Origin of the sequence: Algibacter sp. L4_22 (genome assembly GCF_023473045.1) — a bacterium.
Lineage (GTDB): Bacteria > Bacteroidota > Bacteroidia > Flavobacteriales > Flavobacteriaceae > Algibacter.
Genome location: NZ_JAMCOK010000006.1, coordinates 180,478 through 199,254, shown reverse-complemented (window position 1 = coordinate 199,254; position 18,777 = coordinate 180,478). Strand labels below are relative to the sequence as shown.

Below are 18,777 nucleotides of genomic sequence, written 5' to 3'. Positions count from 1 at the left end.
CCTAAAATTTAATTAGTTTAAAAGGGCTAATACTTCGTTTTTTGAAGGTATTCTGCCTTTTATTGTAATAACACCATCAATGACCAATGCTGGTGTACTCATAACATTGAATTTCATGATTTCTTCGATATCCTCAACTTTTTCAATAGTTGCATCAATATTGTTTTCCGATACTACATCTTTAACAACACCTGTCATAGTTTGACATTTTGGACACCCAGTTCCTAGAATTTTAATTACTTTACTCATAATATTTGTATTTGTTTATCGTCAATAAACGATATGTTTAATAAAAAATATCAATCAAAAAATTGCTGAAATAATGATTTGGCAATACTCCAATTCTTTTGATCGATACAGTACTTTATTTTGGGCGGTTTTAATTCACCTTGAATTAAACCAGCGTTTTTAAGCTCTTTAAGGTGTTGAGAAATTGTAGATTGTGCCAAAGGAAAGACTTCAACCAAATCACCAGTAAAACAGCACGATTGGTTTTCAAGGTGCTTTAAAATGGCAATACGTGTTGGGTGGGCTAAAGCTTTAGCAAATTTTGCTAGAGTTTCTGTATCTTCCTTGTATTCTATATGTTCTAAACTTCTTTTCATATCTCTTATCGCAAATGTACGATGGGTTTTTTAGTTGGAAGATGATATTTATCACCTTTCTATATATTTAAAATAGGTTTCTTTTCTTTAGTTTAAAAGGCCTCTTGTTGTAGTATCCTCTAATTAGTAGTAAGGAACTATTTATTTTGTTCTTGTAAGGTATTAGTTTCAGTACTCAAAAATGTTTTAAAATTTCTAATGAGCCGTTTTTCTTCACTGTCCATTATATTTAAAATGAGCATTAAAAATAAAGGAAAAAAGAAGTAGAGTGGAACAAGAATCCATAGTTTCAAGAATAAGTTTACAATAAATAAAATAGCAGGTATAATGAGCAAAAATGTTAACCAATATTTGCTCTTGGTTTCTAAAATTATTTGGGTTTTCTGTTTAGTGAGTTCTTTTAAAGTACCATTTGCAATAATGTCACTTTTGGTATTATGATAATTAATATCGAATAATTTGTTTGAGCCAAAAGAAAAATTTAGGCTAATGATGAAATCATTTTGGTATTGCCAATTAAAATGAAATGTTTTCCCGTTGCTGTTAAGTCGTTTTTTTAAATCGTCTATGCTTAGATCTATTTCAAGATGTTCTGTTCGTGATTTAAGAAGGGATAGGAATTTCATTAAATTTGTTTTTGATAGCTCTAGTCTTTGATACGTTAGTTTTTCTTGTTGCTTATCCGTAGAATAGATTTCTGAATTGCCACATAAAATCTTTATGGGTGATAATTAATTAAATATTTTCGTCTCTATAATCAAACGAATTTATACTTTATTTCTCATAAAGGCAACTTCGTTTATTACTATTAAAACTAAGTAAATTAACCATGAATTTAAAGTTAGGAGTTTATCTAAGCAAATAACCCAGCGTTAGGGATTGCAGAGAAAAGCCCACAGCCTGACGAAGGAAGTGCGAGGACTTGTAACGTAAAGCCCGACCCTTTTCGGGTAAGGCCCAAATTATTTTACGGTTACTTCTAATAAAAAGCTTTCGATTAAATTTTTAGAGTGACTGGTTGGAAGTACGGGAAAGTTAAACCAGTTTTGTAAGGGAGTGTTGAACCCTGCATTGTTTAAATAGTTGTGTAATGCGAGGTTTAAGCCTTTTGTGTATTTAGGATGATTGGCGCCTTGGGGATCTTTATGGTATAAATCGTTTTGGGCAAAACCTTCGAAAACAGGGCCTGTTATTGTGATTCCGAATGCTTCTGGGTTTTTACCAATAGGGCTATGGATTGTGGTTGTGAATTGGTGCCAAAAAGCAGATTGGATACAGTTTTTTTCGAATAATTGCCTAACAATTTCGAGTGAATCTATGGTTTCTTGTTCCGTTTCGGTTGGGAAGCCATACATGAGGTAGGCGTGAACCATGATGTTATTTTGTGAGAAATTATGGGTTACTCTGGTTACTTGAGCGATATCGACGCCTTTTTTCATTTTAGATAATAGGCGATCTGATGCTACTTCTAATCCGCCTGTAACGGCTATGCATCCCGATTTTTCCATTAGTTGACATAACTCGAAATCGAATGTTTTTTCGAACCTAATGTTGGTCCACCATGTGATGTTTAGGTTGCGTTCTATTAATGTGTTGGATAGGGCGCGCAACATTTTTGGTGGAGCGGCTTCGTCCACAAAATGAAAACCTGTAATGCCAGTGTCCTTAATTATTTTTTCGATTTTATTTACTAAATCGTCTGCGGTTGTGTTTTGATAATTACCAATATAATCTAGGTTTACATCGCAAAAGGAACATTGTTTCCAGTAACAGCCGTGAGAAATGGTGAGTTTGTTCCATCTGGCATCTGTCCACATACGGTGCATGGGGTTTACAACATCTAGAAAGGATATGTATTTATGATAAGGTAAACCTGAATAATTTGGAGCAGGTAGGTTTCTATGATGGTAAATGGTGTTCGGGGTTTTGTTCTTGTAAACCACTTGGTTGTTTTCTAGCACAAAGGTACGCTCCAGTTGGTTTATATCGATTTTGCCTTCGAGGTAACTTACCAATTTTAATAACGGACCTTCTCCATCGTCCAGAGAAATGAAATCTACAAATTCAAAAATTCTAGGATCTTCGAGAGATCGTAATTCTGTGTTGCAATATCCGCCGCCAAAAGCAACATAAATATCTGGAAAAAGTTGTTTTATAAATTGCGAACAGCGTAGGGCTGCAAACAAATTACCTGGAAAAGGAATGGTGAAACAAACTAATTTGGGGTTGTGATTTTTAATTTGAGCGACTAAGATATCCAACATTTTCTCTTCTATGAGTGTGGGTTGGTAACTTAGGAACTCGTCTATTTGATTGAAGCTACTTGCTGAGGTTGCTATTTGCTCGGCATATTTTGTGAATGCAAAAAACTCGTCGACATTGGCTTGAATAAAATCGCCTATTTCTTCAATAAAAAGGGTTGCGTGATGCTTGGCTTTATCGATGATTCCGATATCGCCACCTGCCCATTTAATTTTGGTGTTAACATGTTTTAAGCGATGTCCAGCTGGTAAAAAATCTACGTTTAAGATATTCTTTGCTGTTTTTAAATCGTGCTTTTGTAGAAATGCAATAACTACATCTACACATGAAATGTATTGGGCTTTCATCCTGCTAACTTCTGGGTAATGGTTATTATCCAATTCTTGAGCTTCCGCAAACATATCGCGTAAAAAGCCACTAGAAAAAACCGCCGTAAATAACTCAATGCTTAAATCGCAATGGGGTACAGATATATCATGAATTTCCAGAAATCCTTTTAGATAAGCGGTTGCTGGATAAGCTGTGTTTAACTGCGTAAACGGTGGTGTAATAAAAAGGACTTTGGGCTGCATCGTGCAAAGATAGAGTCTTTAAAATAAATGCATTGAAAAATTTATAACCCTTTAAGATTATAAGGCAAATTGTTTTAGAAAAATAGAGATTAAAAATCACTTTATATATCTTATTCATCTAAAAAAGTAGCGATACCGAATATGTATGTTTTAATTACCTCACAAATAATTGAACTTGAGTTACAGCACCAGAATTAGCTGGAATTCCGTTATTATACTCAGATCTGCTCCCTATAGAGTAAAACCAATTAACATGGTTTACTGTACCATCTAAAAAAGTGCTGTTGCTGTTAGATTCTAGACCACCCCATCCATTATTCGTCATATTTATATTGATAGGAGTGTAACCTGCTACAGGGCTTGTTGGAGATCCTCCACTTCTTGGATCGAAGGTCTGGCTCCAATGGTTGGTTAAACCAAGGGTAGGGTAGTAAAGCCTAAACTCGTAGGCTGTATTGCTTTTAATATCATCTAATTTACTTAAAATGGAATATTTATTCGTTGTTAGTCCAGGAGAAGCCACGTTAAATTCGTTTGCCTCTGCATCATTTGCCCAAAAGTAAGTAGATGCAATATACCCTAAGGTATTATGATTAAAAACTAAGGTCCAGCCACCGCCATCATTAGTCATATCGCAATAACAATCAAAAGGTACGTTTCCTCCTGTACCATCTGGATCTACGGTATAAATGCCGTCGGTTGTACTTCCTGAGTTTAAATACTCTAAACAATTTGCAAGAGGTGTATCGCTAACATTAATATCTATATTACAAGTAAAACTGGTTCCAACAAAGTCTATAGTAAACGTATCTGTTTGTATCGCCAATGGTGTACCTGTGCCATTTAGCGTAATGGTGTTTATACCTATTGCAGAAAATGTTCCAGAAGCATTAAAACTATAACCGTTAACAGTATTTGTTTGGATGGTATAGCTGTCTATTTTATTTACGAGGACATCTATGGTAATAGTATGGTTTGTATTTAAAGGAGAGTTTAAAAGGTAAGAGCCATTGGCATGGCTAGAGCTACAGTCTAGCTTATTAATTGGCGTTTCACTTAAACATCCAGACCAATTGGTTCCGTTAAAAAACTGAAAGCATTTATAATCTGTATTAAATACTAACAATCCTTCAGCAGGAGAGATAATAGCGTTTAATTCTGTGGTGGTCATTCTAGGAGGCAAGAATCCTTGAGTTGTTGATTGGATATCTAAAATAGAAGAAGGATCTGGAGTGGTTGTTCCTATACCTACTTGCGAAAAACTATTAAAACTGATAAGGCATATCAAGATTTTTAAGAGCGGAATTTTGTTCATGTTGAGGGAGAGAATATTTGTTTAATTACACGAATATATACAATATTTATTTTAGTAAAAAATGATATTTTTTACTGTTAAATTTTTCTTACGAATACGCGTTATAGGTAGTTAAAATAGGCTATAAGGGATAATTAAAACCTTTCAAGTTTTAGTCGTATAATCATAATATTTGAATTTTTGAATGGCTTTTTAAGCTAATCTGTTTTTGATAATTTTATTTTAAAAAAGCTGATGTATTTTTCTTTAAACTACTCATTGTTTAGAAAAAATAAAGACTAATAGCTTATAAGAAATTGTGTTTTGAAAATGTATCAAAATTTATGTTTTTCACTTTCAATCTAAAAGGTATTAAGTAAACCCTATTTAGCATAACAAGAAACACCTCTTTATTTGCATAAAGAGGTGTTTAATTAAAATACGAATGTCTGTTTTTGTATTATAGTCCTTTTTTAAGTTCTTCTATGGTTTTAGCCATTACAACACCAGGTAATTTTACTGGGGCAGCAACTTCTGCTAAAAATGTTCCTTTAACTTCTCCTGTTTTGTAAGTTGTAAAACCAATACGGTATAAACCAGCAGTTAAAGCTTTTGTAGGACTTCCCATTTCACTTTTATATCTTAATAACGAATTGTAGCTGCTTCCACTAGGTTGTTTTGGCATTTCACTACTATCATCATTACTAGCAAGTTTAGTCCAAGTTGCATTTTTAGCAGCGTCTTCAGTAATATCTTCTTTTTTGAAAATAGTAGAACGCTCTAAAGTAATGTAAGTATCGAAATAATCGCTAGAAGAAGCATTTTCTGTGTAAGCTGCAGAGCTTATAGCATCTTTAACTTTTGTTTTAGCTACAGGAGAAAGCATTCTTACACCAAGTTCTGGAGCAACAGCAGGAACCCATAGGTAGATGTAATAGAATTTTTTACCATCTACAACTTCATCTTCATTTCCGACAGAAGCATATCCTAAATAAGATATTACGTCGGTATAAGGCACTTTAATTGTTTTTGGACCAATTTTTTTTTCAACTGAACTTCCAAACTTTTTTAATTTTTGAGCTTCTGCGTTAAAAATACAACAGAAAGCGAATACTGATAATACTACTAATTTAATTTTCATGTTTGTTTTTTAGTGATTTTGTTAATTTATGGACATTCGTATTTTTATTTTAATTCAAACGAGACTGATACACTATGGGCTTGAGATGTTGAAGCTCCATAATTTTGTATATACTGTGCGTTTGTGTTTTGGTCTGAAATGTTAACAATGTCTCCAATAGTTTTATTCAATTTTTTTGCTATAGCTTTTGCTTTTTGTTTTGCATTATCAATGGCTTTTATTGAAAGGTCTACTAATTGTTTATTTGTTAAATCTGTTATTTCTACTTCTATATTCGAAATTGACACTCCAGCCGATTTTAGATTTATTATTTTTCTAACTTCTTCTTTATTAGTTGTTTTTAAATAATAAGACTCAGATTCTCTATTTTGTGAATAAGACATAGCAAATTCATAATATGTGTTTCTTCTAAATCTGCTAAAATCGATTCCTGAATCTGCTAATTTATTAATGTAATTTTTTCGAACTAGATCTAAAGAGGTGGCTTCCACTTCTCCTTGTCCCTCATAAACCATTATTTGTTGTAAAGCAATTAGAATGGTGTAACTGTCATCTAATACTGTTTTTTTTGTTTCACCAATCACTACAATTGTGTTTTTGCTCTCCTGCGAAATTACAGGTATTGTAAAGAATAATACAATTAAATAGATGAATTTTCTCATGGTAATTTGAATTTAATTTTAGTTTTTAAAAGAAAAAGATAGAAGCAACTATCATCCAGGCACCTACAAATAATCCTACAATACCAAGTTTGCCTTGTTTTGGAGCTAATTTCTCTCTAAGTACCATTGCTTTTTCTTTTGCAGCATCATTTTTAGATAAAACAAACTTGTTAATAAGGCTAAATCCTAACATAAAACCTAAAATAGATTGTATAACACTTCCAGCTAATAATGTTGCCCACCAAATAGGAAATGTTGTAATCCAACCTAAGTTTAAAATTGAAAAGATAATTCCCCAAATACCGTAAAAACATAATATTAATCCAATCCAACCTTGGTAAGGTTCTATTTTTTCTAAAAGCTCTTTTGCATTAGGTTTTTTTGATAATAATAAAGATGGTACTGCGATAATACTTAATAAGATTAATGTAATTCCGAAAGTCATAATTTTTGTTTTTTAATGGTTAAAATTTGTTTTTTATAATTGAAACACCATGTTTTTTTTGTGATGTTTCTCATATTCTTATACAAATTTATACCAATAGCCTCTTCTGTATAACCCCTTATTTAGTGAAAATGAATACCCTGAAAACAGGGGTGTTATTTGTATTGTGTTGATAGTTAGTGATTAATGGTTTTTGGGTTTTGCTTTTTTTAGATAAAATTCCCGTTTTAATAGAACTACGTAGAAGAATATGTTTTTTTGTTCCTTTAAATTAGTTTGTTTTAATATTTAAAAGAAGATTGGAGCAAAAAAAAGGTGCTATTATAAAATAGAACCTTTTTGTATAATTGATTTAGTGTATGTTGAGGCTATTAAGACACATACCCTTTTTTTATGGCGTATTTGGTAAGTCCAGCAAGGTTTCTAACGTTAAGCTTAGTGATTAGGTTTTTTCGGTAGCTTTCAATAGTGTGTTTACTTAAAAAGAGCTTATCTGCAATTTCTTGTGTTGTAAACTCTTCTGCAATTAGTGAGATTACTTCAACCTCACGCTTTGTTAATTTAATTTCCTTTTCTTTATTTTTTTCAAACTTATTTTGAAGGTAAATATCTTTAATATCTTTTGAAAAATACTTTTCGCCTCCCAAAATAGTTTCTATAGCCTTTAAAAACTCTTCTTTTTGTGCGTTTTTTTGAAGATAACCATCTACGTTGTTTTCAATGAGCGAATCAATAATATCCGGCGTGTTATGCATACTAACAACCAACGTTTTTATATTTCTGGAGGTCTCTTTTATCCATTTGTTTAAAGCAATACCATCTACTTCGGGCATGGTAACATCGGTAATTACAAGATCTATTTTTTCTTCAGTATTTATTGATATATATTTTTGAACATGGCCGCCATGCTTTGCCGTAAATAGAATATTGTAATTGCTTTCCGTTTTTAGAATACTTAATAAACCATCTAAAAACATTTTATGGTCGTCGGCTATAATGAGGTTATGCTTCATTTTATTATGCTTTTAAAGGAATTTCTATATTGATGCTTGTTCCTCTTTCGAGTTTAGAATCTATATGTAATATGCCGTTATAATTTTCTACTCTATTCTTTATATTCGTTAAGCCAATGCCTAATGTTGTTACCGATAAATCGAACCCAATACCATCGTCTTCATAAATAAAGAATATACATCCATTTAAAAGGTCTAATTGTATATCTATGGTTTTGGCTTTAGCGTATTTAATGGTGTTGGTTGTTAACTCTTGAAAAATCGAAAACAATTCATTTTGTAATATTTTAGTTAGAGAATTAATTTTTACTTCATCGAAAAATGAAACATTTATAATTAGTTCACTGGCTTCTTCAACAGTATTTATATATTCTTTAATTAAATCTACAAAATCGTTTTCTCTAATTTTTTTAGGTAATAAATTGTGCGATAAGTTTCTTACCTGTTCATAAGTGTCATCTAATTGACTGTAGATTAACTTCATATTATCGGGGTGATTAGAAAGCTGACTAAATTGTAATTTTATAGCTGCTAAATTACCCCCAACACTATCATGCATTTCTTGTGCAATCTTTTTTCGTTCTTGGTTTTGTCCTTCAACAGATGCTTTAATCAACTTTAATTCTTGATCTTTTTTTAAAGAATTAACACGTTGCTCATTAATCTCTTTCTCTTTTAAATTAAGTAAACCTTGTGCTTGTAGTTTTTGATAGTAAATAATTAAAAGGGCCACAATAGGTATTAGTAAAATAAAAAATGCAACAAGTACAATATATTTAATGGTCTTTTGTCTATCTAACTCAACGACTTTTAATGCCTCTTTTTCTTTAAGTAGTGCAATTTCATTTTTACGCTTTTCAACTCCATTTTGTAATTGCAAGACTTGATTTTCGTTTTGTTTTGCAATTATAGCTTTTTGAAGTTTGTATTTTTCTATATCTGCATCTTTGTTCTTAATATTTAAGCTCTTATTTAAGTTTTCTATCTGTAATACTTTTATAGTTTTTTCTTTTTCGAGAGTTTCAAATTTAATTTCTAGACTATTAATTTCTTTTTCTTTTTGAGAGTTATCTATAGAGTCTTTTATCTGGTAATATCTTTTTCCATAACTATAAGCACTGTTATAATCATCTTTTCTAACAGAAATTTTTTCCAGCATAAGATAACTATGCATCAGTACATCTAAAGCACCCAAACTCATGGCTTTTGGTAAAGCGCTTGTAAATATTAAAAGCGCATCATTATCTCTTTTTTCATTATACAGTGTAGTTCCTATTTTATCTGTAACGATGAGTTCTAAATTATAGAATTTGTTTTGAAAACTTGTTTTTTTTGCGTCGTAGAATTCTAAAAGCGCTTTGTTTGCTTCTCCATTATTTAAATAATTATCCCCTATATTGATAATAACGTTTATTAAGGCTTGTTTTCTATTGGGGTCTTTCTCACAAATTTCTTTCGCTTTCTGTAAATAATTATTTGATGTTTTGTATTTGTTAAATGACGAATAAATAGATCCCAAATTGATGTAGCTTCCTAAAATAATTTCATCATCGTTAGAATATTTAATGCATTTTTCGAAAAGATCTAAAGCTTCTTGGTTCTTGCCTAATGCAATATATGTACTAGCTAATCCATGTAAATGTGAGTAGTATAAGTTGGTTTCGTTATGTTTTTCGCTTAGTTCTGCGCCTTTAATATTCCATTTTTTACTTTCATGATACAAGCCTTTATTCTTATTGTTTATAGCAAGTAATTGGTAAGCCAATATGGTTAGTCTATTTGCTAAAGAGTCGTTAACAGCACTTTTACTTTTAAGCGCTTGTTGGGTATAATAAATAGAAGAATCTATAGCTGCGTATTTATTATGATAATAAGCAAGCAGAAAGTTGGTGTTTGCTAAAGCTTTATTTGTTTTAAATTTAGGTAATAAATTATGAGCCTGTTTATATGCTTTTTTATCAAAACCATTATTAAAAAAGTAAAAAAGGGAATCTACTTTTTTATTTTCTCTATCAATAGAAGTCGCCGTTTGTGCCATACAAATAGAGGTATAGCATACACAAAGAAAAATAATTATGTTTTGAGGCTTAAAAAGCATGTGCAAATGTAGGAATTGCGGAACGTATAATCATCCCAGAAAACAGTGATTTACTAGTTTTTTAAAACAAAAAGTAGTTTCCTATAAATATATGGTTTCGAACGAATTATTCTCTTAAAACAGATAAACTAATGGTAGTATTATTTTTAAAGCATTAAAATTCGTTAATAACTCCTTAGAAAACCTGCTTTAAATACGCATCAAAAGTACTATTTTGCACCTTCTATTTTAAACTGAATTAAGTGAAAGTCTGTATAGCCGAAAAACCCAGTGTTGCCCGCGAAATTGCTACCGTATTAGGTGCAAATACTAAACGCGATGGTTATTATGAAGGTAATGGTTATGCAGTAACTTATACTTTTGGTCACTTATGTACACTTAAAGAGCCAAATGATTATAAGCCTTATTGGAAAAGTTGGGATTTGAATAATTTACCAATGCTTCCCGAGAAATTTGAAACTAAAGTGGTTGCCAATGATGGTATCCAGAAGCAATTTAGAATTGTAAAAAGTTTATTTGATAAAGCCGAATTGGTTATAAATTGTGGGGATGCTGGGCAAGAAGGAGAGCTTATTCAGCGATGGGTGATGAATGAAGCCGAATATAAAGGTAAAGTACAGCGTTTATGGATTTCGTCATTAACAACCGAAGCAATAAAAGAAGGTTTTCAGAATTTGAAACCATCTGAGGATTACGATAATTTATATTATGCTGGTTTTTCTAGAGCTATTGGCGATTGGCTTTTAGGAATGAATGCCACTAGATTATACACCGTAAAGCATGGTGGTTATAAACAAGTGCTATCCGTAGGTCGGGTGCAAACACCTACGTTGGCTATGGTTGTTGGTAGATTTAAAGACATTGAGAACTTTAAGCCGCAACCGTATTGGGAACTACAAACCTTGTATCGTGAAACGCTTTTTAGTTATGAAGAAGGGCGTTTTCTTAAAAAAGAAGATGGGGAAGCGTTAGCAAATAGAGTTAAAGAGAGCGACTTTGAGATTCAATCTACAACCAAGAAAAAAGGTAAAGAATACGCGCCAAAATTGTTCGATTTAACGGGCTTACAGGTGTATTGTAATACGAAGTTTGGCTTTTCTGCAGATGAAACATTGAAAATTGTTCAGAAATTATATGAACAAAAAGTAGTAACCTATCCAAGAGTAGATACCACATTTTTACCAAACGATGTGTATCCAAAAGTGTCAGGAATACTTCAGAAGTTAACCAATTATTCTACTTTAACACAACCGCTTTTAGGAAAGAAAATAAAAAAATCTACTCGGGTTTTTAACGATAAAAAAGTAACCGATCACCACGCTATTATTCCAACGGGAATTCAAATTAATTTACAATACAATCAACAACAGGTTTACGATATTATTGTAAAACGATTTATTGCTGTTTTTTATGACGATTGTATCGTTTCTAATACCACTGTTTTAGGTAATGCAGCTAAAGTTGTTTTTAAAACTACTGGAAAAGAAATTTTAGAAAAAGGTTGGCGCGTGGTTTTTGAAAACCCTAATGCTAAAGAAAAAGAATCTGGGATTTTACCAACTTTTGTAAAAGGAGAAAAAGGTCCGCACGAACCTTCGTTTTTAGAAAAGGAAACAAAACCGCCAAATCAATTTACAGAGGCTACTTTATTACGTGCTATGGAAACAGCAGGTAAGCAGGTAGACGATGAAGAACTTCGAGATTTAATGAAAGAAAACGGTATTGGTAGACCATCTACACGTGCCAATATTATAGAAACGCTATTTAAAAGAAAATATATAATACGTAACAAAAAACAGGTGTTACCAACTATTACGGGCGTTCAGTTAATTGATACCATACAGAATGATTTGCTAAAGTCGGCCGAACTTACAGGGTCTTGGGAGAAGCAATTAAAGGATATTGAAAAAGGTACATATAGCGCCGGTGCTTTTATAAAAAACATGAAACGCATGGTAGATGCTTTGGTTTACGAAGTACGAAGTGAAACCAAACGTGCTAATATTTCGCAAGCCAATGTTGTTAAAAATAGAGCGGCCAAAGCTACAGTGAAAAAACAAGCTGGAATTATGGCTGAGGTTTGTCCGAAATGTAAAAAAGGACAACTTTTAAAAGGGAAAACGGCTTATGGTTGTAGCGCTTATAAGGATGGTTGTAAGTTTTTAATGCCTTTTAGTTTTGGTGAGAAAAAGATATCTGAAAAGCAGTTTATTCGATTGCTTCAAAAAGGGTCGACTGTTAATTTAAAAGGTTTTAAAATTGATGGAGGAACAGTTGAAGGTCTGTTACGTTTTGATGATGATTTTAATCTGAAATTAGAGCCGAAAGTAAAAGTAGAGAAAGCACAAAAAACAGCAGCATCTGAGAATTCCGATAAATTAACCTGTCCAAAATGTCATAAAGGCACCGTTATAAAAGGAAAAACGGCTTACGGTTGTAGCGCTTATAAATCGGGTTGTGATTTTAAAATGACTTTTGATTCTGTTAAATCTAAAATTAACGGACAGAAGCCTACAAAAGAACTAGTTTATAAAATATTGCAAGGCGAAGTGTAACGTGTTTATTGCTATATCCACGACAGGACATATAATAAGTCTTTAGTTTTTATGAGACACTTGTATTGGGTTTTTAAGAATCGGTTTTAAAAACCTTTAGCTTTAATTCTTTTTCAGAATCTTCTAAAATTAAAATTTTATAATTCTTCCATTCTATATATCGTTCTTTTTTCGTGTCCTTATTTAGCGATATAAAAGATATGGTTTTCTGGTCATTTTCTTCGAATAACGAAATATTATAAGTGTTAAAAGCATCTGTCTGATTTCCATTTATATCCTCAGACCATTCTCCAACACAATCTTTAAACAGAATTTCAAGGTTTCCAATAATAATTTTTTGACCTAAATCAATAAATATTGTTTTTCCAAAGTCTAATTTTTCAATAACTAACGCAACTTCCTCTTTCTTAATCTTTAAATCAAAAGAATAGTTTTTATATGCTTTAGGGTAGTTTGTTTTTATACTATCACTAGAGATCTTATAATACCAAAGAAAAGTAGAGTATTTAGCATTGTTTTCAACTACATTTAATTCCAGTTGAATATGTGGAGAATTCTCGTTTCTTGGTTTTGATTGAATGAATAGATTCGCTGGTTCTATAACTAGTTTCTCAAATGTAATACTCGGGTTTTTTCCGTCTATTAGAGGTGTTATAATAGAATTATTTATCATATACTTTTCTGATTGAGCATATCCTGTAAATTGAATGAATGCAAGTAATAGAATCAATACATTAGTTTCAAAACCCTTCATTATTTAGTGTGTTTTATTGTAAAGCTCATGGTTTTATTTAAGTAAGAACTTATTGAAGTTGTTTATGAATTTTATATTCAATAATAATGGTTGCTAAATGGTAAATTAAGATAGCAGTTATTGCTGCGCTTAGATTTATATCATTCATGGCTATTCATCGGTGTTTTCATTTTGTTGAGATTGCAAGTAGCATTTTTGTATATAGTTTGTTGCGTGGTTAAGTAACTAAAAATTAAATAAAAAACCCGAAGAGTTTTCGTAAATAAGCTAAAACTAGTAATAAATCATATACGATTTTATTGCATGGCGTTTTTATTTTTCCTCCGTATCTAGTTCTTTCCATTTCTCATAAGAAACTATTCCGTTTTCAGGTTTAGATTTTCCATTTAAAATCCCAATAAATTCTAGAGAATGTCCATCTGGGTCGTTAAAATATATTGATATTGCAGGTATCCAGGCAAAAACCATTGGTCTTTCAGTTCCATCATTTAGAAAATTGTAACACCCAATGTTTCTCTTTTTTAGATAATTCACAGATTGATTTATAACCCATTCAGGCTCGCATTCAAATGCAAAATGTCGGATATCAATTTCATCTTTAGGTTTTTCCCATAAACCTAGCATAGATTGCTTATCCTTTCCAATCCAGAAAAAAGCTGCTCTTCGTTCTTCTTCATAATGACATTGTTTTAGTTCAAGAATATTTCCATAAAATTTAATCGACCGTTCAATATTTTCAACAAATAGATGCGTTTCAAAAAGTCCTTTTATCATATTATGGTTCCGGTTTTTCTTAAATGACATACAACATCAACATAACTCAAATTATTTATTCTCCTTCAAACCCTAACATATCATCAATAGTATTCGCTGTAACCGAATGATAATTTGCGCGTGCTTTTCTATAAATAGCTAAAGCTTCATCTGTTTTGTTATTCCTTTTAAAAGCTTTGTAAATGGTTGAAACATACCAGCGACGCCCAACTTGAGTTAAAAAAGCCTCTATTTTTTCATCTATATTATTACCATGATAATCGTGATTTATGGCTTGCTCGTACCAAACCATTGCAATATAGGAGTTGTTGGAGTTGGTTAAATTGAACGTATTATCAATTAATCCCATTTGTTCTGCACTCATGTCTTCAGGGAAATTACGAACAAAATGCACCCATTCTTGTGGCGTCCAATCTGTTGTTATGGCTTTATCGATTGTATTTGTTTTCACAAACTCTAGAACTGCTTTTTCTACGTTTTCAAATTTATCAGAAACAATAATAGCTTGGTTTTCTGGGATTCCTGGCTCGTAAATCCATTCTTCTGTATTGAAGGTAATTCCGTTTTTTATTAATAGGTTTTCATTTAAATAGGTTACAAACTTTTCGGTAGTCATGGTTGAAAAGGCGTGAGATTTAAAATAGTTCTTCAAGAAAATATCAAATTTTTCACGACCAACCGTTTCTTCTAATGTTCTTAAAAACAGGTAACCTTTATCGTATGCAATACTGTTCATGCCATCATCTGGGTTGCGTCCTTTTAAGTGTAATTTCAGTTTTGTATCATTTGGCGTGTCTTTAAAACCTTCCAATTCTTCTTCCAAATCTTGTCTACCAATTCGAGCTAACATATTGGCACGATCTTTTCCGTAAAGGGCTTCCATAATGCGCATTTCAAAATAAACAGTAAAACCTTCGTTAAGCCAAAAATCGTCCCAAGTGGCATTGGTTACTAAATTTCCAGACCATGAATGCGCCAATTCGTGAGCAATAAGCGATGTTAAACTTTTATCACCAGCAATTACGGTTGGTGTTGCAAAAGTTAAACGTGGGTTTTCCATACCTCCAAACGGGAAACTTGGTGGTAGCACAATAACATCAAACTGTTCCCATGCATATTTACCGTAAAGTTTTTCCGCGGAAGCGACCATATCTTCCATATCCGAGAACTCATAAAAGGCTTTGTCTAACATAGATTTTTCTGCATAAACACCTGTTCTATTGCTTATAGGTTTGTATGCAATGTCTCCAACAGCAAGAGCAATTAAATAAGGCGAAATAGGTTGCGTCATTTTAAAATAGTAAACACCATCTTGTGTTTTTACCTTTGGGTTTTCTGCACTCATAACCGCCATAAGCTGTGCTGGCACTTCAACTTTAGCATTGTATGTTAATCTAATTTGCGGGCTATCTTGTATCGGGATCCAAGTACGCGTTAAAATAGCTTGGCCTTGTGTGAATAAAAAGGGTTGGTCTTTATCGGCTGTTTGCTGAGGTTTTAACCATTGAAGTGCTTCGGTTTTGTTCGTTGTTTTATAAAAGATAGTAATTTGCTTCGTATCTTTTTTAATTGAAATTTTTAATGGGTTCCCAAGTGTTTCATCAAAAGCGCCTAAAGAGAAGTTCGTGTCTTCACCATCGGCTTGTACGTTTTCAATATCTAAAAATTTTGAATCAAGTATAATTTCCGAAGCATCGTTATTCCTAATTAGATAGGATGCTGTTCCCGAAATAATTTCAGTTTTAAAATCTACTATAATATCCAAGTCTAAATGGGTTATTACAGCTTGATTTGGTTTTGCAAACGAGTGCGGTTCTTCAATATAAGTCATTAAAGGTTCTGTTTTTTTAGTGTTTTGGCAGCTTGAGAACAAAAGTAGGATGCAGCCAAAAAGTGAAATAATGGTTTTCATATAGAATTAAAATAGTTTGAATATAGTTACGAAGTTACTCGTTTTTGTTTTAAAAGCAATAAATAAACCAAGGTCGAAAAAATAAAACGTACATTCGCAGCTTAATAATTCGAGGTGATGTTTTATACATAAATTGTCATCTCAACGGCTCGAAAAAAGAGCTTACTAAACAATTTATATGTCATTTCAATCTTTAGGCCTATCCGAAGCCTTGCTAAAAGCGATTAGCAAAAAAGGATACACTACTCCAAGTCCAATTCAAGAAAAAGCGATTCCTCCAGTATTGGAAGGACACGATGTTTTAGCTTCGGCGCAAACGGGAACAGGAAAAACAGCAGGTTTTACATTACCGCTTTTACATCTTTTATCGGAAAACCCAAAAGAAAAATATAGACCAATTCGTGCTTTAATTTTAACGCCAACGCGTGAATTAGCAGCACAAGTTTATGCTAATGTTAAAGAATATAGTGAGTTTTTAAATTTGCGTAGTGCCGTTATTTTTGGTGGTGTAAACCAGAAACCACAAGTAGCAACACTTCGCCAAGGAATTGATGTTTTAGTTGCAACTCCAGGACGTTTGTTAGATTTACAAAACCAAGGTTTACTATCACTTAAACGTGTGGAAATTTTTGTTTTAGATGAAGCAGATAGAATGTTGGATATGGGTTTTTTACGCGATATTGAACGTGTTATTAAATCGATGCCAGAAAAGCGTCAGAATTTGATGTTTTCAGCAACGTTTTCAAAAGATATTAAAAAGTTAGCTCATGGGATTTTAAACCACCCAGTACAAGTTGAAGCAACTCCAGAAAACACAACGGTTGATGCGATTACTCAAAAAGTATATCGTGTTGCCAAAGGTTCTAAAACAGGGTTAATTATTAAATTAATTTCTGAAGGTAATTGGAAACAAGTTTTAGTTTTTGGACGTACTAAACACGGGGCAAATAAGCTTTGTGAAAAATTAGATAAAGCAGGGATTACAGCTGCGGCCATTCATGGAAATAAAAGTCAAGGTGCGCGTACAAAAGCTTTAGCAGGTTTTAAAAGCGGACGCGTTCGTGTTTTAGTTGCTACAGATATTGCGGCACGTGGATTAGATATTCCATTATTACCACATGTTATCAATTTTGAAATTCCAAATATTCCAGAAGATTACGTACATAGAATTGGTAGAACGGGTAGAGCAGGAGCAAAAGGTTTAGCGCTTTCTTTAGTGAGTGCCGATGAGACTTCTTTTTTACGTGATATTGAGAAGCTTATTGAAATGAAGATTCCTGTTGAAATCGTGGAAGGTTTTGAGCCAGATCCAAATGCATCTACAGCACCAATAAAACAAGGACAAGGGCGCCAAAATAGAAATTCTAGACCATCTAATAAATCTGGAAACTCTAGTAGTAAAAGCTCTAGTAAAAGTAGTGGTTCAAGACGACCAAAGCGTAACTCTGACCGTCGAAATTAGAACATGCAACAGGTTTTAAAAGATAAAATAATTGACGTTTGTAATAAAAAGATAGCTGTAAAAGGAGACACCGTTGGTGTTTCCTTTTACGCTTTTTTTAAAAACAAAAATGATAATCCAGAATTGTTAATGGAAGTCGCTACTTGGTGGATTGAAACCCATAAACTGGATCATTTTGAAAAAGCGGTTAAAATAAAAGGATTAGTAAATGGAATCGCAACCAAATAACCCCTTACACGGTATAAAGCTAGAGCAAATTATTAATGATTTGGTTGAGCATTATGGTTGGGAATACATGGGTTACAATATAAAAATTAAATGTTTTACAGATAATCCATCGGTAAAATCGAGTTTGAAATTTTTGCGTAGAATGCCGTGGGCACGCACAAAAGTGGAGAACATGTATTTAAAAATGCTGAAGAATAAAAATAGAAGCTAGGTTATACTTCGTTTTCAATTATCTTAATATTCTAATCTTATCAGAAACGCTACCGCGTTCACCAATTCTCGCAGCTAGAAGTATCATTTTAATTGTGAATTTATGATTGGTTATCGTTTTTGAGAATTCGGCTATCTCTCCATCACGCTTCAATATAGCATTGTTTTTTGAAAGTATATCTGGTTGATTAACCATGGTGATGGCAAACTTCCAAGCTCCATCGCGAGCCATATTCATACTAAAGTTTATTAAAAAGTCATCGACCTTATTCGTGAATTTTAAGATTTTGAGAAGGGTTGGCCAAATTTCAGACAAATCGGCTAGTACATCATTAATTAATGCGGAGAGGATATCATTTATTTTGTTGAAATCGGACTGTAAACTGCTAATTGTTGAAGGGTTTGATATTTCGGCTGCGGCAATACCTAAGTCTAAATTAATATGTGCATTCATTCCTAAAAGTAAATGTTGAAGTACGATAGGTGGCCAAGTAAAGGAAGTATCAAAAGTTGATTGCCAAGATTTAGAGACTGGTTGATTTTGTTTATAATTTGAATAAGCCATTAAATAGCGATTGGCAAAAATAACATCTAACTTCTCCATTCTTACATCATCATCAAAATAGTTTGTGCCGAGTTTATTTTTAACCGTTAGAGTTACTTTTTGATATAGCGCCGCAAAATAACCAAGTGTGCTTTCTTCTTTTATAGAAGTTTGGATAATGAATTCTAAATGCTCAATAACTTCATCAATGGTAGTTGCAATCATTTTATTGAAATTTAGAGTTAT

Annotated in this window: 18 protein-coding genes; 4 read left to right on the top strand and 14 right to left on the bottom strand. The window is 32.4% G+C overall.

The annotated features are described in order from the left end of the window. Positions 1-12 precede the first annotated feature (12 nt). The 10 genes from M4I23_RS16025 to M4I23_RS15980 all read right to left on the bottom strand — a co-directional run bounded on the left by M4I23_RS16025 (position 13) and on the right by M4I23_RS15980 (position 10,032). Positions 13-249: a thioredoxin family protein gene (locus M4I23_RS16025; protein WP_158847771.1), complete on the bottom strand. Its 237-nt coding sequence runs from the start codon at positions 247-249 to the stop codon at positions 13-15. Positions 250-299: 50 nt separating this feature from the next. Beyond that, positions 300-605: a helix-turn-helix transcriptional regulator gene (locus M4I23_RS16020; RefSeq protein WP_158847773.1), complete on the bottom strand. Its 306-nt coding sequence runs from the start codon at positions 603-605 to the stop codon at positions 300-302. Between the two features lie 137 nt (positions 606-742). Beyond that, the gene (locus tag M4I23_RS16015; protein WP_249755087.1) at positions 743-1,231 is read right to left on the bottom strand and encodes a hypothetical protein; all 489 of its coding nucleotides are present in this window, start codon (positions 1,229-1,231) and stop codon (positions 743-745) included. A gap of 336 nt (positions 1,232-1,567) precedes the next feature. Further along, positions 1,568-3,439, bottom strand: coding sequence for a radical SAM protein (locus M4I23_RS16010; RefSeq protein WP_249755086.1), 1,872 nt, complete (start codon positions 3,437-3,439; stop codon positions 1,568-1,570). A gap of 154 nt (positions 3,440-3,593) precedes the next feature. Beyond that, positions 3,594-4,727: a fibrinogen-like YCDxxxxGGGW domain-containing protein gene (locus M4I23_RS16005; protein WP_249755085.1), complete on the bottom strand. Its 1,134-nt coding sequence runs from the start codon at positions 4,725-4,727 to the stop codon at positions 3,594-3,596. A gap of 466 nt (positions 4,728-5,193) precedes the next feature. Further along, the gene (locus M4I23_RS16000; protein ID WP_158847781.1) at positions 5,194-5,874 is read right to left on the bottom strand and encodes a Lipl32 family lipoprotein; all 681 of its coding nucleotides are present in this window, start codon (positions 5,872-5,874) and stop codon (positions 5,194-5,196) included. Between the two features lie 44 nt (positions 5,875-5,918). After that, complete coding sequence (locus M4I23_RS15995; protein WP_249755084.1) at positions 5,919-6,536, bottom strand: SIMPL domain-containing protein; 618 nt, start codon at positions 6,534-6,536, stop codon at positions 5,919-5,921. 25 nt (positions 6,537-6,561) lie between these two features. Then, positions 6,562-6,981 carry a hypothetical protein gene (locus M4I23_RS15990; protein ID WP_158847785.1) on the bottom strand — a complete coding sequence of 140 codons (420 nt, stop codon included), beginning with the start codon at positions 6,979-6,981 and terminating at the stop codon, positions 6,562-6,564. A gap of 371 nt (positions 6,982-7,352) precedes the next feature. Beyond that, a complete protein-coding gene (locus M4I23_RS15985) occupies positions 7,353-7,994 on the bottom strand; it encodes a response regulator transcription factor (protein ID WP_249755083.1) in 642 nt (213 codons plus the stop codon). A 4-nt stretch (positions 7,995-7,998) separates the two neighbouring features. Further along, on the bottom strand, positions 7,999-10,032 hold the full coding sequence (locus tag M4I23_RS15980) for a tetratricopeptide repeat-containing sensor histidine kinase (protein ID WP_249755082.1): 2,034 nt from the start codon (positions 10,030-10,032) through the stop codon (positions 7,999-8,001). A gap of 302 nt (positions 10,033-10,334) precedes the next feature. Here M4I23_RS15980 and M4I23_RS15975 point away from each other — a divergent pair, with 302 nt between their 5' ends. Continuing rightward, on the top strand, positions 10,335-12,647 hold the full coding sequence (locus M4I23_RS15975) for a type IA DNA topoisomerase (RefSeq protein WP_249755081.1): 2,313 nt from the start codon (positions 10,335-10,337) through the stop codon (positions 12,645-12,647). Positions 12,648-12,720: 73 nt separating this feature from the next. Here the strand turns inward: M4I23_RS15975 and M4I23_RS15970 are convergent, their stop codons facing one another. The 3 genes from M4I23_RS15970 to M4I23_RS15960 all read right to left on the bottom strand — a co-directional run bounded on the left by M4I23_RS15970 (position 12,721) and on the right by M4I23_RS15960 (position 16,087). Further along, the gene (locus M4I23_RS15970) at positions 12,721-13,401 is read right to left on the bottom strand and encodes a hypothetical protein (RefSeq protein ID WP_249755080.1); all 681 of its coding nucleotides are present in this window, start codon (positions 13,399-13,401) and stop codon (positions 12,721-12,723) included. Positions 13,402-13,713: 312 nt separating this feature from the next. After that, on the bottom strand, positions 13,714-14,205 hold the full coding sequence (locus tag M4I23_RS15965; RefSeq protein ID WP_249755079.1) for a VOC family protein: 492 nt from the start codon (positions 14,203-14,205) through the stop codon (positions 13,714-13,716). 25 nt (positions 14,206-14,230) lie between these two features. Next, complete coding sequence (locus M4I23_RS15960; protein ID WP_249755078.1) at positions 14,231-16,087, bottom strand: M1 family metallopeptidase; 1,857 nt, start codon at positions 16,085-16,087, stop codon at positions 14,231-14,233. 178 nt (positions 16,088-16,265) lie between these two features. On the opposite strand from M4I23_RS15960, the gene M4I23_RS15955 reads away from it, so the two are divergent. Genes M4I23_RS15955 through M4I23_RS15945 form a run of 3 tightly spaced genes read left to right on the top strand, consistent with a single transcriptional unit; the run spans position 16,266 to position 17,988 of the window. Beyond that, positions 16,266-17,549, top strand: a complete 1,284-nt coding sequence (locus M4I23_RS15955) for a DEAD/DEAH box helicase (RefSeq protein ID WP_158847800.1) — start codon at positions 16,266-16,268, stop codon at positions 17,547-17,549. A 3-nt stretch (positions 17,550-17,552) separates the two neighbouring features. After that, positions 17,553-17,777, top strand: coding sequence for a DUF6500 family protein (locus M4I23_RS15950; protein WP_249755077.1), 225 nt, complete (start codon positions 17,553-17,555; stop codon positions 17,775-17,777). Continuing rightward, positions 17,758-17,988, top strand: a complete 231-nt coding sequence (locus M4I23_RS15945; protein WP_158847804.1) for a VF530 family DNA-binding protein — start codon at positions 17,758-17,760, stop codon at positions 17,986-17,988. The genes M4I23_RS15950 and M4I23_RS15945 overlap by 20 nt, the downstream gene beginning before the upstream one ends. An 18-nt stretch (positions 17,989-18,006) precedes the next feature. Here M4I23_RS15945 and M4I23_RS15940 read toward each other — a convergent pair whose 3' ends face one another. Next, on the bottom strand, positions 18,007-18,756 hold the full coding sequence (locus tag M4I23_RS15940; RefSeq protein WP_249755076.1) for a DUF5995 family protein: 750 nt from the start codon (positions 18,754-18,756) through the stop codon (positions 18,007-18,009). Positions 18,757-18,777: the final 21 nt, after the last annotated feature.